Origin of the sequence: Staphylococcus equorum, from assembly GCF_029024965.1 — a bacterium.
Lineage (GTDB): Bacteria > Bacillota > Bacilli > Staphylococcales > Staphylococcaceae > Staphylococcus > Staphylococcus equorum.
This window is the reverse complement of sequence record NZ_CP118982.1, coordinates 1419060-1434522: the sequence shown is the minus strand read 5'-3', so window position 1 is coordinate 1434522 and position 15463 is coordinate 1419060. Positions and strand designations below refer to the sequence as shown.

Annotated in this window: 13 protein-coding genes and 1 other RNA gene; 2 read left to right on the top strand and 12 right to left on the bottom strand. The window is 32.6% G+C overall.

Going from position 1 to position 15463, the window contains the following annotated elements; all coding sequences use genetic code 11:
- Positions 1-10 precede the first annotated feature (10 nt).
- The 8 genes from PYW44_RS07000 to PYW44_RS06965 all read right to left on the bottom strand — a co-directional run bounded on the left by PYW44_RS07000 (position 11) and on the right by PYW44_RS06965 (position 9027).
- Positions 11-3451 carry a dynamin family protein gene (locus PYW44_RS07000; RefSeq protein WP_115075996.1) on the bottom strand — a complete coding sequence of 1147 codons (3441 nt, stop codon included), beginning with the start codon at positions 3449-3451 and terminating at the stop codon, positions 11-13.
- 336 nt (positions 3452-3787) lie between these two features.
- Positions 3788-4423, bottom strand: coding sequence for an SDR family oxidoreductase (locus PYW44_RS06995; protein ID WP_021339197.1), 636 nt, complete (start codon positions 4421-4423; stop codon positions 3788-3790).
- Positions 4424-4992: 569 nt separating this feature from the next.
- Positions 4993-5898, bottom strand: coding sequence for an EamA family transporter RarD (rarD, locus tag PYW44_RS06990; RefSeq protein ID WP_064782911.1), 906 nt, complete (start codon positions 5896-5898; stop codon positions 4993-4995).
- Positions 5899-5936: 38 nt separating this feature from the next.
- The gene (locus PYW44_RS06985) at positions 5937-7070 is read right to left on the bottom strand and encodes a THUMP domain-containing class I SAM-dependent RNA methyltransferase (protein ID WP_002507591.1); all 1134 of its coding nucleotides are present in this window, start codon (positions 7068-7070) and stop codon (positions 5937-5939) included.
- A 171-nt stretch (positions 7071-7241) separates the two neighbouring features.
- An RNA gene (gene rnpB / locus PYW44_RS06980) (RNase P RNA component class B) lies at positions 7242-7617 on the bottom strand.
- Positions 7618-7754: 137 nt separating this feature from the next.
- Entirely contained in the window at positions 7755-8114 is a 360-nt protein-coding gene (gpsB, locus tag PYW44_RS06975; RefSeq protein WP_002507590.1) for a cell division regulator GpsB, read from the bottom strand.
- An 11-nt stretch (positions 8115-8125) separates the two neighbouring features.
- Positions 8126-8692: an SLOG family protein gene (locus tag PYW44_RS06970; protein WP_071665189.1), complete on the bottom strand. Its 567-nt coding sequence runs from the start codon at positions 8690-8692 to the stop codon at positions 8126-8128.
- Positions 8689-9027 carry a DUF1798 family protein gene (locus PYW44_RS06965; RefSeq protein WP_002507588.1) on the bottom strand — a complete coding sequence of 113 codons (339 nt, stop codon included), beginning with the start codon at positions 9025-9027 and terminating at the stop codon, positions 8689-8691. Before PYW44_RS06965 ends, PYW44_RS06970 begins: the two co-directional genes overlap by 4 nt.
- A 249-nt stretch (positions 9028-9276) precedes the next feature.
- Between PYW44_RS06965 and recU the strand changes: the two genes are divergently transcribed.
- A complete protein-coding gene (gene recU / locus PYW44_RS06960) occupies positions 9277-9903 on the top strand; it encodes a Holliday junction resolvase RecU (RefSeq protein ID WP_002507587.1) in 627 nt (208 codons plus the stop codon).
- Entirely contained in the window at positions 9900-12167 is a 2268-nt protein-coding gene (locus tag PYW44_RS06955) for a transglycosylase domain-containing protein (RefSeq protein WP_021339201.1), read from the top strand. Before recU ends, PYW44_RS06955 begins: the two co-directional genes overlap by 4 nt.
- Before the next feature lie 165 nt (positions 12168-12332).
- Here the strand turns inward: PYW44_RS06955 and PYW44_RS06950 are convergent, their stop codons facing one another.
- The 4 genes from PYW44_RS06950 to asnS all read right to left on the bottom strand — a co-directional run bounded on the left by PYW44_RS06950 (position 12333) and on the right by asnS (position 15392).
- Complete coding sequence (locus PYW44_RS06950; protein WP_021339202.1) at positions 12333-12662, bottom strand: YpoC family protein; 330 nt, start codon at positions 12660-12662, stop codon at positions 12333-12335.
- A gap of 5 nt (positions 12663-12667) precedes the next feature.
- Positions 12668-13327 (bottom strand): endonuclease III, encoded by a 660-nt coding sequence (nth, locus tag PYW44_RS06945; protein WP_002507584.1) that lies wholly within the window; start codon positions 13325-13327, stop codon positions 12668-12670.
- Complete coding sequence (locus PYW44_RS06940) at positions 13317-14003, bottom strand: DnaD domain-containing protein (RefSeq protein ID WP_021339203.1); 687 nt, start codon at positions 14001-14003, stop codon at positions 13317-13319. The genes nth and PYW44_RS06940 overlap by 11 nt, the downstream gene beginning before the upstream one ends.
- A 96-nt stretch (positions 14004-14099) precedes the next feature.
- Positions 14100-15392, bottom strand: a complete 1293-nt coding sequence (asnS, locus tag PYW44_RS06935; RefSeq protein WP_115075995.1) for an asparagine--tRNA ligase — start codon at positions 15390-15392, stop codon at positions 14100-14102.
- Between the last annotated feature and the right edge of the window lie 71 nt (positions 15393-15463).

Below are 15463 nucleotides of genomic sequence, written 5' to 3'. Positions count from 1 at the left end.
TCTTTCTTGTTTACAATAGCACTTTTAATTGTGCGTTCGTTTCTTGCAATTGTTGAATCAATGCATCATCGATTTCAAATGATAATAATTCTTTGATTTGACGATGAATATCACTTTCAAATTGCTTGAATTTTGTTTCAGCATTCTCGTTCATAACTAAGACGATTTCATTGAGTGCTTTTCTAAGATCAGCGATACAAGGGGCAAGTAACTTGATTGTTTCTTGAGTAATTTGTTCTTGTAACTCACCTTGTGTCTTAGGTTGCAGGATATTCTTTTTAGAAAGTGATTTAGGTAATGCATCAACCATATGACTTAACTCAACTTTTAAATAAGGTTCATCTAATTCAATATTGTTTTTATCAAATTTTGGTTCAATAAACACATGCAATTGTTCAAGTTTTTGCTTTAACGGTGCAATTTCATTATGCAATTGTTCGTGGAAATATTTTTTGACGCGTTCAACAAGTAAGGATTGCTCTAAGTACAAGCGTTGATGAATTTGATCTAAATAAATTTTTGTAGATAGACGTTTTTCTTCGTTGAAATTACTATTTTTTGTCATTTGTCCATTATAAATAGATTTGACTTCATCTTGTAATTGTAATTTCAAGCGTTCGTTTAAGTGATAGATTTGGTCTTCTACCTCATTTGAAGCACGTTGTTCTGCAGTTTGTAATATGTTATAACTCAACACTGTTGATTGTTCATAATTTTTTAATTTTTGTTTACGTTGTTCAATTTGAGCTTTGTTGTTCTTTGTTTCTTCAATCATTTGTTCAAACGCTTCGGAAATATGTGTGAGTTGTTTTAACATTTGTTGTTGAAGTATATATTTAGATTCAACTTGAGTAAAGTGTTGAATACTCTCTTGTAATTTATCTATTCCTTTATCGCCAGACTTAAGTGCTTCTCTACTGGAAACAGCAAAAATGTCTGAATCCATGTTAACTTGAGTTAAAGCATCACCAACATATTCTATCACAGCATTTAAATCTTCATCAGTTTCTGCTAAGTCAGTAGCATTTATAATCATTTTGAAAGCTTGATTTTCATTTAATTGATTCATTTCTTTCATATGTTCAATAAAGCGTTTGTCATTGTTTGTAAACGAATGATTAAAATAACTTACATATAAGATTAAATCTGAAGATGTTAGTATTTTCTCAGTTTCATTTGTATGACGTTGATTATTGGAATGTAATCCTAGGGAATCAACGATGATTTTATCTTTTAACCAATCGATTGGTAGTTTAAGGTGTACTGTGTTTACAAACGTTGCATACTCATCTTCTGCACTCCATTTTTTAATATCATCTTGTGGAATAGTATGTGTTTGACCTTCTTCTAACATGTGTTTATACATACTGTAATGTTTTTCAACTGCGTTCACAAAAGCCAATTGATTTTTTTCCAAAGTCGCTTTGATTTTATCTGTATTTTTACTTAAAAACGTTTCAATACTATCAAATGCTTTATTTTCAATTTCGAAAACTTGATTTAACTCGTCTAAAAGTTGTTCAGATGATTTAAGTGTAATCTGACTTTCATGTCCATAAGTTAATTCAGTCATTGCTGCAGTGGTTGGATTAGGTGAACTGACTAAGTGCGAGCCACCCAGTAAGGCATTAATCAAACTACTTTTGCCTGCACTAAATGTACCAAAGACCCCTATTTTCACAACTTTATTTTCTAATCTCGTTAATGTATCATCAATGTCTTTTTTTGTTTGTTCGAATAAAGGTATATCTTGAATTAATTCAAGTGCATTTTTGATGTTTTGCGTATTGTCTTGGTTATCGTAATGTTTCTCAATTGTGTTTCTTTTACTCATCTTGACAGTATCAGTATTGTCTTGTGCTGTGTATTTGATTTCTGTTCGGTCTATTAATTTATCTAAAGAGTCATCCATATGAATGTAATAATGCATATAGTTTTGTGTTTCCAGAGACTCTCTCAAATTACGCATTTCCATAAATTTCACATAATCATTATAATCGTCTTCTTGTTCTGTACCGATATCATTTGCTTGTGAATGTTTAATAGCCTTTTTAAATAATGGGTCAGATTCTTTTGCAATAAATTTTTTAAGTGAAGCCATCAAATCATCTGCAAATGTTAAAACATATTGATTACTAATTGTTATTTGCATTTGATATAAATCAGTTATGAGTTCTGGGTGTATTGTATAATGTTGATTAAGAATGTCGTCATTTACCTCTGAAGAATTTATAAAACGTGTTAAAAATGACATGTCTTCTCTTAGTGGTTGTCTGACTTCTTGATTTACTTTGTCTTGGAGTTGTTCTACAACTGCTGTTAATCTCTTTTGTTGTTCTTCTAATGTTTTTTGTTTTTTATTAAATAAACCGCCGACTTTAAAGTCTTTCGTACGACTTTCTAAATAAATTTTGATTTTTTCTCTAATATCATGCGTCATGATATATGCATTATCTAAAATATCTTTACGTTTTTGCTTTAAAAAGTCATATAATTCATCAGGGTTATTTAATAACTTGGCTTCTTCACTGACCTCTTGGTTTTGTTGGAAATTGAGATAAGCTTGGTCAAAATCCGCTTCGAAAATATCAAGTTGATCTAAAATATCTTGAATTTCATATTGAATATAAGATAATTGTTCATCAGTAATAAATTCAACAATTCGTTCCACATAATCCTCGATAGATTCTCTATGGGTGTCTTTTTCAATTAAATAATTAGAAAGCGTGTCAATTTCATTATATTCATGATCATATTTTGAGACATAAAATATTTGATCTAATTCGATTTCCCACTCAGCGATTGATTTCTCTACACGATCTTTAAATGTCTCGAAAGTAATTTCTTCTTCGCTATGTTTGTCTATTTGATTAATTACAAATACCACTGGCACATTTGCTGCATTTAACTGTTTCATAAATTGGAAATTTAAAGCTGACTGCACATGGTTGTAATCTACTGTATAAAAAAGTACATTACTCGTATACATAAATTCCTCTGTACTTGATTGGTGTGTTGCAACATTAGAGTCTACACCAGGTGTATCTTGTAACGTGAAACCTTTTTTGAATTTATCTGATGGGAATTTTATTTCTACAGATTCTACATCTATGTTTTCACGATTCATTTGTTTAACTTCATCGTAATTATTTAATAATGTATATTGTTGATTGCTTAAGTTTGCAATAATTCCTGGTTCGTCTGACACAGACACAATAGCCGTATTACTTGTTGTTGGTACAGGCGAACTTGGCAAAATACTTTCTTCCAAGAGTAAGTTAATTAAAGTAGATTTACCTGCTGAGAAGTGGCCTACAAAAGTTGCAGTATATTGTTCTAAGTATACCTTTTTAATAACTTGATTGATGATGTGGACAAGACGTCCATTATTTGATTTTTCAACTTCTTTTTTTAGTTTATATAAAATATCGAGTTGCTCAGTATTAGACATTATATGTATCCCCTTTGATTACTTGTATGTAATTAAACTTATTGTATAACAAATTATTGTTTGTCTAAAGGTAGTAAGTGAAATTAAATTTCTTTTAATCCGTATTAATGATAATTTATCTTAATGTTACGTTATGTACGTAGTGTATTCTAATCACTTAGCATGATTATAGAAATGGGTTGTTATGATATAAAACAATCGTAATAAAAAAGTCACTCCAAACAAATTTGGAATGACACCAGCATAAGGTAGTTTATGATGAACTAATCTATATATACGCTTCAGTATTGATAGTCTGTCTATTGTTTTACTCAGTCTTTATATACCTACTTATTATTAACTCCCTTTAGGTTTATTGTAATCAGTATTCGGCTTATTGATACCTATGTTTTCTTTTAAATAAAGACTTGGATCTTTAGCGATTTTAACAACGACAGCTGCTACACTTTTTCTAGATACTTCTGTACCTTTGAATGATTCGTTCTTTTGAGTAATTTCATAATCAATTTCATTTGTATGTGTTAACCATGCTGGTCTAAAAATAGTATAATCTAGCCCTGAACTTTCAATAATATCAGCTGCTGCTTTATAAACAGGTAATCTATCACCTATTTGTTGTTGAATCCATTCCCCAAACTCTCCTGGGACCTCATTATATATACCTAAAGATGTTACGAAGACTAAACGTTTCACATCATTTGTTTGCATTGCTTTTACAATAGTTGCTGCTTCTTTATCAAGGTCTCCTGATAAACTAGCTAAGACGATATCTACATCGTCCATTGCACTATTAACATCGTCAAAGTTAGTAGCGTCACCTTCTCGCACACGAATTCTATCTGATGCAAAGTCAGGTAATCTATTCGCATCTCTTAAAAATAATCTTAAGGTATAGGATGTGTTTTCTAAAAAAGAATTAATAGCTGCTTTAGAAACTGCACCATTTGCCCCTAGAATTAATACTCTTGTCATCCAATCACTCCAATATTATATTATTGTTTTTAATAACTTTGCTATTTAATCAAAAATATTACTTCGTTTCTTTTCATTACTAAGACTGAAGTAGGCTTATTACATATAATCTGTTTAAACTCACAGTACTATAGTTAACCTCTTTACCCTCATATTAAACTTAAAACATACTTGATTACAATCTGAGTGCTTAATTGGATTACTATAATGTATTGATGATTAATCACCATAGCTATATTAGCGATATGCATTTTTGTACATATAATGTGTGGAATTGTAAAATCTCTAGATATGTTAAGGGAGTGGGACAGAGATTTAATATTTCTAATAAAATTTCGTCGTATGTGTGAGCCCGACATAGGTGACTGTAAAATGTAATACAATCGTTGGAAAGCTTGAATAAGAACTACTTGATTACAATAAATGAAGTAGTATTTCTTTAATAGTTTGATATAAGCGCATTTTCAATTCAGTCAGCCACTGACAAAATAAAAAACGAGACTGAGACACGTGATATGTCCCAGTCTCTCAACATCTAGAGATCTAAATGTAATGATAAGCTTAAATTGTTAACGAATTAAAGGGTTTTTATCTTTCTTAATTTTAAAGTATTGAGAAATGCTATAGACAATAATACCAATCCATATAAATATGAACGTTACTAACTGGTCAATATTAAATGGTTCTTTAAATAAGAATATCCCTAATACAAACATCAATGTTGGAGCGATGTATTGAATGAAGCCGGTTAATGACAATGGGATTCTACGGGCACCTGCTGAAAACAATATTAGCGGAATCGCTGTAATCGCCCCTGAAAATAATAGCCAAAATGATGAACTATTGACTCCTAGAGAAGAACTTCCTTGTTGCCATATATACCATAGATATATAAAGCCTGCTGGAGCAGTAGCAATACATTCTATAGTGATACTGCTAATGGCATCTATCGGTACTAGTTTTTTAATTAACCCGTATAAACCAAACGAACTTGCTAATAATAGCGAAATACCTGGGAATACACCCATTTTTAATGTCATATAGAGCACACCTATAACTGCTAATGCAATTGCGATCCACTCTAATTTATTAAAACGTTCTTTCAAGAATATGAGTGCAAGTATAATACTTACGAGTGGATTAATATAATATCCTAAGCTAGTTTGCAGTACGTGACCATTTGCTACAGCCCATATGAATGTGCCCCAGTTAATTGTAATTACATAACCTGCTGCAATAATAGCAATGAGTTGAATTGGGTTTGTAAAGAGTTGATGAACATCTCGTTTAAAGGGTTCAGTATTTTTAGTGAACACTACAACAAATAGCATAAATATCATCGAAAGCACAATTCTATATGCTAAAATTTCAAATGCGCCTAATTCTCTAATTAAATCCCAATATATGGGTAGAACACCCCATAAAATATATGCACCAAAAGCAAATACGATTCCCTTTTTAAATTCAGTGTTCAAAAGATGCACCTCTTTCTACTTTTCACTCTATTAAATTTTTAATTTTGAGGTTTTCTCTTACCCCAATACTGATAATACGTACATTCAATATATCCATTAAATAACTTTCTACGCTTAGTTGCCTTCTGGTTAACTAAATGTTCAAATTCTGTACTACTTGTCAAAATATAAGTTGATAGATGAGGATGTTGTTGCATTAGTTCACCTATATAGCGATACATAACTTCTACTTCATCACGGTCCCCAATACGTTCACCATATGGCGGGTTGCCTATAAGTGCGATTGGCTCATCTGTATCTATTGTAAGTGTATTAACATCTTTCACGCTAAATTGAATAATATCAGCTAATCCCACTTCTTCAGCGTTTCTGCGTGCAATATCTATCATTTCTGGATCGATATCCGAAGCATAAATTTCAAGTTTTCTATCGTAATTAGCTTGTTGGTCTGCTTCGTCTCTCATTTCATCATATAAATTGTCAGGCATCATGTCCCATTTCTCAGAAACAAAATCACGATTAAATCCAGGAGCAATGTTTTGCGCGATTAAGCAAGCTTCTATCGCTATTGTGCCAGAACCACAGAATGGATCTATTAACGGTGTGTCACCTGTCCAATTCGCTAAACGAATTAAGCTTGCTGCTAGTGTTTCTTTAATTGGTGCTTCACCTTGAGCTAAACGGTAACCACGTTTATTCAACCCTGAACCAGAAGTGTCTATTGTAAGGAGTGCATTATCTTTTAATATTGAAACTTCTACTGGGTATTTTGCACCTGTTTCATTTAACCAACCACGTTCTTGGTACGCACGTCTTAAACGTTCAACAATTGCTTTTTTTACAATTGCTTGGCAATCAGGCACACTAAACAACGTTGATTTCACACTACGGCCTTGTACTGGGAAATTACCATCTTGTTCAACGATTGTCTCCCATGGTAAGGCCTTTGTTTTTTCAAATAACTCATCAAATGTAGTGGCTTTAAATTGACCTACTACAATTTTAATTCTGTCGGCTGTACGTAACCATAAATTACACTTAACAATTGCAGATTCGTCACCTTCAAAAAATATTCTGCCATTTTCGACAGTTGTTTCATAACCTAATTCTTGAACTTCTTTCGCCACAACTGCTTCTAATCCCATAGGACATACGGCTAATAATTGATACATTAGTTTGCTCCTTCTTAAATAAAGATTTACTTATATTTTATCAAAAAATTTTTTAAATAGATATGACAATGTACTAAGTTCTAATGCAACTCAGTTTAATGAATACCTTCTATAACTTTAGAAATTAAAAAAGCTCTCCTATGTGGGAGAGCTTGGGTCTAGTGATGATATTTCTGTAAGCCATGTTTTGTACCGTTGTACTGCAATCGTGTACTAGATACACTCGTACGCTGGTGGTAACCATCTGTCTACATGCTTTTAAAAGCATGTCCTATTTATACGTTGAATTCCGTTAAATAAGTGCTCCTACCTAATTTGGATTGCTCACTCGAGGGGTTTACCGCGTTCCACCTTTTATATTTCTATAAAAGCTACGTCACTGTGGCACTTTCAAACTATTTTAACCGTATCTATAAGACTTAGGTTATTTCATTGCCGTCAATTTAATGCCTTGACTTATTTTTTCATCAAGCACGAACACTACAATCATCTCAGATTGTGTGAGCATGGACTTTCCTCTATATTGCTATAGCGATCACCCAAAACACCATCTTTGAAAGTATACCATGCTTTAGACGGCTAAACAAATAAAATAAACCAAGTTTTGAATGAAATCAAAACTTGGTTTTATGTAGATGAAGCTATATCTACGATTTGCACACACTATAATTATTCATTAGCGTGTTATTTTCCAAATACCGCTTTTTCTAAGTTAGAAATTCTTTTTAGAATATCAACATTATTATTGTTATTGTTGTTATTACTCTTAGTTGCAGCATTACTATTGGAAGAGAAATTCTTATTTTCTTGTGGTCTTGACGTCGCTACACGTAATCTAAGTTCTTCAAGTTCTTTTTTTAGTTTGTTGTTTTCTTCGGAAAGCTTAACAACTTCACTATCTAAGTCTGACATTTTTTGATAATCCGCTATGATGTCGTCTAAGAAGGCATCGACTTCTTCCCTTCTATAACCACGTGTCATAGTTTTTTCAAAATCTTTTTCATAAATATCCTTTGCTGATAATTTCAATGAAATATCTGCCATTTTTTCCCACCTCATTCGAAACTTTGTTCTTGAGACCACTGTAAATCATTGATGAACTCAGTTAATTCATCGAACGTCACAATGTCACAAGTATAATTTGTTTTTTCCATAAAATCAACTAACATTTGCTTGAAGAATTTTGGACTTGCTTCTTGCTCCTCATCATATATTAATAATGTTTGATCTGTATGATCTAACATGAACTGATCTGTCTGTTTAAATTGATGAGGTCCTTCGTATGGTGAATGAAACACACTATCTACAAAATCAGCCTTTTGCGTGATATTTTGGTATTTAGCTTGATTTTGTTCGTTCCATCTATCGCTGTGACCATGAAATGGCGTAATAATACCTAATTTAAGTTCTGGATGTGTTGCCTTCAAATCAAGTACTACTTCTGCTGTCCATAACTCTATACCCATCTGTCCTTGTATTAATACCCATTCTAAGCCTTCTTCAATCAATTGATTTAATTTATGTGCTATAAATTTTTTTAAATAGGAAACTTCTGGAGCATCATCTTTGAAAATATTAAGTTCATAAGATTTATAACCTGTGACATAAACTGTTTTTATCATAGATACAACTCACTTCTTTGAATATAGCTTAAATCATATTGAACAGCCTTAATTTTTTCTGTGAACAACTTTCGGCTTGAGCGTTTAAAATGGCACTCCACAGATAATTCTTCGATATTAGAAACTAATAAATCAAATTTTTGTTTGTTCATATATTGCAAGCGAAGTATTTGAGTTTCATATTGAATAAAGGATGTGAGTAATTCATCAATATTGTTCGTGAATGGGACGACAACAGAATAAAAATCATAATCTTCGCCAGATGCTTTTACGGATTCATATTTATCTTGCATAAGCTGTACATCATCTAATAATTGCGTAATTAACTGTTGCATGAAGTTTCCTCCTACACAATAAATTTACCATAAAAGATAATGTGAGTCATTTCTAAAGCGTCGTCTTACATTTATGTTATAATAGCGCCTTAATTAGTTCCAAATATTGTTTAATTATGCAAAGCACGTTAAAATGTACTTGATGTATTTGTAAATACATTGATTCATATTTCAAGGTTTGGAAAAATTTGCCAAAGTCGGGTATAATGGAAAAAGTTTTTGATTTCCAAACTAAAGTGGTGAAAAACAATGAATTACCCTAATGGGAAACCATTTAATAGAAATAAGTCTCAAGTCGGACGAACTCATAAGGGTCAAACGGGTAAAATAGACTATGGTGGCAGAGGTATGACGCTTGAAAATGATATCGAACTGTCGAACACATACTATTTGAACCATGGAATGGCGGTTATACATAAAAAACCAACGCCTGTTCAAATCGTAAATGTTCATTATCCTATGAGAAGTAAGGCTGTAATTAATGAGGCTTATTTCCGAACGCCGTCTACAACTGATTATAATGGTATTTATAATGGACATTACCTTGACTTTGAAGCGAAAGAAACGAAAAATAAGACTTCTTTCCCATTGAGTAATATGCATGAACACCAAGTTTCACATATGGCGTCTTGTTTCAAACAAAATGGGATAGTATTTTTATTAATTCGATTTAAAACGCTTGATGAAGTATATCTCCTTCCCTATTCTAAGTTTAAATATTTTTGGGAAAGACATACGAATAACATTAAAAAGTCGGTAACGGTTGAAGAAGTAAGAAAAAATGGTTACTATATTCCTTATCAGTATCAACCACGATTGAATTACCTCAAAGCTGTTGATAAGTTGATATTAGATGAAAGTGAGGACCGCGTATGACGGAGAAAAAAAGGACTTCCCAATCTAACAAGAAAGGCAAGTCCGATCAAAAAAAGAATAGGAATATTAAACGAACGATAATCAAGATAGTTGGCTTTCTTATCATTGCGTTCATTGTCTTAGCGTTAATAGGTATCTTGTTATTTGCTTATTATGCTTGGAAAGCTCCAGCGTTTACTGAGTCAAAATTACAAGATCCAATCCCAGCTAAGATTTATGATAAAGATGGAGAATTGGTGAAAACAATTGATAACGGACAACGACGTGAACATGTTGAATTAGATGAAGTGCCTAAAGGAATGAAGGATGCTGTATTAGCTACAGAAGATAATCGCTTCTACAGTCATGGTGCACTAGACTATAAACGTCTGTTCGGCGCTGTTGCCAAAAATATTACTGGTGGATTTGGTTCGCAAGGTGCATCGACTTTAACACAACAAGTTGTTAAACGATCATTCTTGACAGATAAAAAATCTATTGCACGTAAGGCACAAGAAGCGTACTTATCATACAGATTAGAACAAGAGTACAGTAAAGATGAAATATTCGAAATGTACTTGAACAAGATTTATTATTCTGATGGTGTTTATGGTGTGAAAGCGGCAGCTAAGTATTACTTTGATAAAGAATTGAAAGATTTGACTTTAACTGAAGAAGCATATCTTGCCGGTTTACCACAAGTACCAAATACGTATAATGTTTATGATAATCCTGAAGAAGCGGAATCACGTAAAAACACTGTGCTTTATCTCATGGAATATCATGATAGGATTTCCAAAGAAGAGAAAGAAAAAGCACAAGATACTAAAATACAAGATACACTTGTTCAACGAACTAATGAAGAGCGACAAGTAAGTAAAGATGATTCTAAAAAAGAATATGATTCATATATTAACTTTGTAAAATCAGAACTTATGAATAATAAAGAGTTTAAAGATGAAGATTTAGGATCTGTATTAAATAGTGGTATTAAGATCCATACAAATATGGACAAAGACGTTCAAGAAACATTGCAAGATCGTATTAATAATGGTAGCTACTATAAAAATGAGGATCAACAAGTTGGTTCATCTATTGTAGATAGTGAAACTGGCGAACTTGTTGCAATATCTGGTGGTAGAGATTATAAAGACGTCGTTGATAGAAACTTAGCAACAGACGCACACCCTACCGGATCGTCTTTAAAACCATTCTTATCTTATGGCCCAGCAATTGAAAACATGTCTTGGGCAACTGACCATGCTATGAAAGATGAAGAGGAATACCAAGTTGATGGTGTTACATTCAGAAACTATGACATGGAAAGTCACGGAACGGTTAAACTTTATGATGCATTACGTCAAAGTTTCAACATCCCTGCCTTAAAAGCTTGGCAATCAACGAAAGAAAATGCTGGAAATGATGCGCCGAAGGAATTCGCTGAAAAAGTAGGATTAGAATATGAAGGAGATATTGGACCTTCTGAAGTACTAGGTGGTTCTGCATCTGAGTTCTCACCTACACAATTAGCATCAGCATTTGCATCAATTGCAAATGGTGGCGAGTACAACAATGCGCATTCAATTGAAAAAGTTGAAAAACAAGATGGTGAAGTCATTGAATATGACCATACAAGCAAAAAAGCTATGAAAGATTCTACTGCTTATATGCTAGCTGAAGTGCTAAAAGGTACATTTGAAGCTTATGGTTCTGCATATGGACACGACATCTCTGGAGTAAACATAGGCGCTAAAACAGGTACAGGTACGTATGGACAACAAACTTACCAACAATATAATTTACCTGATGATGCTGCTAAAGATGTTTGGGTTAATGGTTTCACACCTAAATACAGTATGTCTGTATGGATGGGATTCAATGAAGTTAAACAAGGTGGAACTAACTCCTTTGTAGGAAGTGATGAACAAGAATATCCTCAATTCCTATTAGAAGATGTAATGTCTACTATTTCACCACGTGATGGTGAAGACTTTACGAAACCAGACTCTGTTAGCGGAGACAGTAAAGATAATTTATCAGTTAAAGGTGAGTCTGATGACAATACAACTGATAATGATCCTAAAGGTCAAGGCAATAACAGCGATTCAGACAGTGACTCAGATAATGATTCGGATAGTGATTCAGACAGTAATAGTTCAAGTAATAACAATACTGGTAGCACAAATACCAATAATACAAGTGGTGCAAACACTACCAATGCAAACGGTACAAATACTACAAATGCAAATAGAAGTGGCACAGCTACTTCAAATAGTACACAATAACAAGACTTCAATTTTAAAAGACCCGGTTTCCATATTAATTGGAAATCGGGTCTTTGTTTTTAGTTAAAGTACATTTATACATATTAATTCATCAAATAAATACAATAATGAATAAAAAACAGCGTAATTGTTCTAACTTTGAGAGCTTACACTGTTTTTATTGTTTTAATGTTTGTTTTTTAGACGAATTTGATAAGATGCGTTCATTTTAATAAGTTCTGATTTTAATGTTTTCATTTGGCTGTAACCCATAAAATGATATTTACGTGCTATCATATAATGATATCTTTCTTCGAAATTCATTGGAACGACAGCATATTCATCTAAGTATTTAAAATCAATAATTTCAATACCATTAATTTGTTGAAAGTAAAGTTGAATCAGATTAAAGTATTGATCTAACAATCGTTTTGCTTCTGGTGATTTTAGTTTTTTTACTTTCGCGTATGAATCCAATTCCAGTTCTAACTTTGTAAAATCTTCTTTTGTAATCATTTTGTTCATGCCTCTTTCAAACTTGCCTTATAGCGCTTTTGACCTTCTCTACAATCTTCGAATAATGGGCAAACATCGCATTTCGGTTTACGTGCTAAGCAATGATAGCGACCGAAAAATATGAGTTGATGATGTGTTTTGTTCCATCTTTCTCTAGGAACTACTGTACACAATTTATCCTCTACTTGACGTACATTATCTTTCCATCGACATATACCTAAACGTTTTGAGATACGTTCTACATGTGTATCTACAGCTAATGAAGGTTCTCCAAAAGCTACGCTCATAACAACGTTGGCCGTTTTTCTACCCACACCTGCTAAGCTTTCTAACTCAGCGTGTGTTTGAGGAATCTTACCATCAAATTTATCTAAAAGCGATTGACTTAATTTTTGAATATTTTTGGCTTTATTTCTATATAAACCAATAGTACGTATATCATTTTCTAGTTCTGAAATATCCACACTTAAATAATCTTCTGGTGTTTTATATTTTTCAAATAAAGGTTTCGTAAGTTTATTTACAGAAATATCAGTTGTTTGTGCAGATAAGAGTACAGCAATTGTAAGTTCAAATGCATTGTCATGGACAAGTTCACATTCAGCATTTGGAAACATTTCAGCTATGACATCAACCATTTCAAGTGCTTTTTTATTACTTACCATTTGGATTCTCCCCATTCAGCCAATCAAATTTAGGGACCTTACTAACTGTATGTTTCATTTTAGGTTGGTTAAATTGGCGGCTAATTTTTTTCGAATCTTCAATCGTTTTTACATTATTCTTTTTCCAATTTAGTAAAATACGATCGATATATTTAAAACTCATTTTATTTTGGCTCTCTGCTTCGTTTAAAGCAGCTTGAATGACACTTAAATCATGTTTATCTATATCTAACCATTGATTTAATGTTTCTATCTCATATGGAGATAAAGGTCTGCCAAACGCTTGTTCTATTTTTTGAAATAATGTATTGAACTCTAGCTCAGATTCATGTTCGACTTGTTTTACATTCATTTGTTGCATAATTTCACTTAACCTATCATAGAATTGGTCAAGGTTCATATATTCAGTGAACTTACCTTCTTCGTCCTTATTAACATTAAGTTCTAGTAAATCATGCTGTATTAAAGTTTGAATGATTGAAGTGATTTCTCTTGAATCTAATGCAGATCCTTGCTGTAAAGTTTCAATTGAAGGTTGTTTATTAGATGTTTCAGAGGCATGTAATAATTTGATTAAAATCACTAACTCTGTTTCATTTAAGCCTAATTCATTGTAATGATCAAGTAGTTCTTTTCGAATTACAATAGGTCTTGTTTTTAATTGTTCTCTATCCAAATTAACCCCTCCCATCTTTGATATTGTTATAAAAACGTCCAGCCATTATTTGTGGACTGGACGCTGTTTGTGAATCTTATTATATTATTTAAAATATTATGGATATAATCGATTAAGTAAGCGTGGGAATGGTGCTGTTTCACGAACGTGATCCACACCGGATAACCAAGCCACAGTTCTTTCTAAGCCTAAACCAAAACCACTATGAGGTACGCTGCCATAACGACGTAAATCTAAATAATAGCTATAACTTTCAGCGTCTAAGCCATATTCATTAATACGTTGCTCTAGTAAGTCAAGGTCATTTATACGTTCAGACCCACCTATAATTTCACCATAACCTTCAGGTGCAATTAAATCTGCACATAGTACAGTATCTTCATTTTCTGGATTCGGTTGCATATAAAAAGGTTTAATTTTTGTTGGATAGTTAGTGATAAACACTGGTAAATCATAATGATTAGCGATAGCCGTTTCATGAGGAGAACCGAAATCTTCGCCCCATTCTATATCGTCAAAACCTTGTTCTTTTAAGAATACTACAGCATCATCGTATGTAATACGTGGGAATGGTGTAGTTACTTTTTCAAGTTTAGATGTATCACGTTCTAATACATTAAGTTCAAGTTTACAATTTGTCAATACAGATTGAATCACATATGTCACATATTGTTCTTGAACTTCTAAACTTTGTGCATGTTCACAAAAAGCCATTTCAGGTTCAATCATCCAGAATTCAATTAAATGACGACGTGTTTTAGATTTTTCAGCACGGAATGTTGGACCAAATGAGAACACTCTACCGTGAGCCATTGCAGCAGCTTCCATATAAAGCTGTCCACTTTGTGATAAGAACGCGTCTTCATCAAAGTATTTTGTATGGAATAGCTCACTTGTGCCTTCAGGTGCACTTGCTGTTAAAATAGGTGGATCAATTTTTGTGAAACCATTGTCATTAAAGAATGCATAAGTTGCACGAATAATCTCGTTTCTAATTTTCATTACAGCATGTTGTTTTTTAGAACGTAACCACAAATGACGATGGTCCATTAAAAATTCTGTACCATGACTTTTAGGTGTAATTGGGTAATCATGAGCTTCTGAGATTACTTCTATTGATTTCACTTGCATTTCGTAACCAATATCTGAGCGATTATCTTCAGAAATAACGCCAGTAATATAAATAGATGATTCTTGTGTTAATTCTTTAGCTAATTTAAATGTTTCCTCAGTTACTTCTGCTTTTGCTACGATGCCTTGCATAAAGCCTGTACCATCTCTTAATTGTAGGAATGCTATTTTCCCACTTGAACGTTTATTAGTTAACCAAGCGCCAATAGTAACTTCTTGGTTAAGATATTGTTTAGCTTCTTTAATCGTTGTCTTCATAGCCAGTCTCCTAATAATATTGTAGTCTTCTTTTCTTTATCCTTATATATTTTAACAAAATAGATGTATAA

Coding starts and splice junctions, on each gene's coding strand:
- PYW44_RS07000 (WP_115075996.1), bottom strand. CDS start 3,451: ATGTCTAATACTGAGCAACTCGATATTTTATATAAACTAAAAAAAGAA.
- PYW44_RS06995 (WP_021339197.1), bottom strand. CDS start 4,423: ATGACAAGAGTATTAATTCTAGGGGCAAATGGTGCAGTTTCTAAAGCA.
- PYW44_RS06985 (WP_002507591.1), bottom strand. CDS start 7,070: ATGTATCAATTATTAGCCGTATGTCCTATGGGATTAGAAGCAGTTGTG.
- gpsB (WP_002507590.1), bottom strand. CDS start 8,114: ATGGCAGATATTTCATTGAAATTATCAGCAAAGGATATTTATGAAAAA.
- PYW44_RS06970 (WP_071665189.1), bottom strand. CDS start 8,692: ATGATAAAAACAGTTTATGTCACAGGTTATAAATCTTATGAACTTAAT.
- PYW44_RS06965 (WP_002507588.1), bottom strand. CDS start 9,027: ATGCAACAGTTAATTACGCAATTATTAGATGATGTACAGCTTATGCAA.
- recU (WP_002507587.1), top strand. CDS start 9,277: ATGAATTACCCTAATGGGAAACCATTTAATAGAAATAAGTCTCAAGTC.
- PYW44_RS06955 (WP_021339201.1), top strand. CDS start 9,900: ATGACGGAGAAAAAAAGGACTTCCCAATCTAACAAGAAAGGCAAGTCC.
- PYW44_RS06950 (WP_021339202.1), bottom strand. CDS start 12,662: ATGATTACAAAAGAAGATTTTACAAAGTTAGAACTGGAATTGGATTCA.
- nth (WP_002507584.1), bottom strand. CDS start 13,327: ATGGTAAGTAATAAAAAAGCACTTGAAATGGTTGATGTCATAGCTGAA.
- asnS (WP_115075995.1), bottom strand. CDS start 15,392: ATGAAGACAACGATTAAAGAAGCTAAACAATATCTTAACCAAGAAGTT.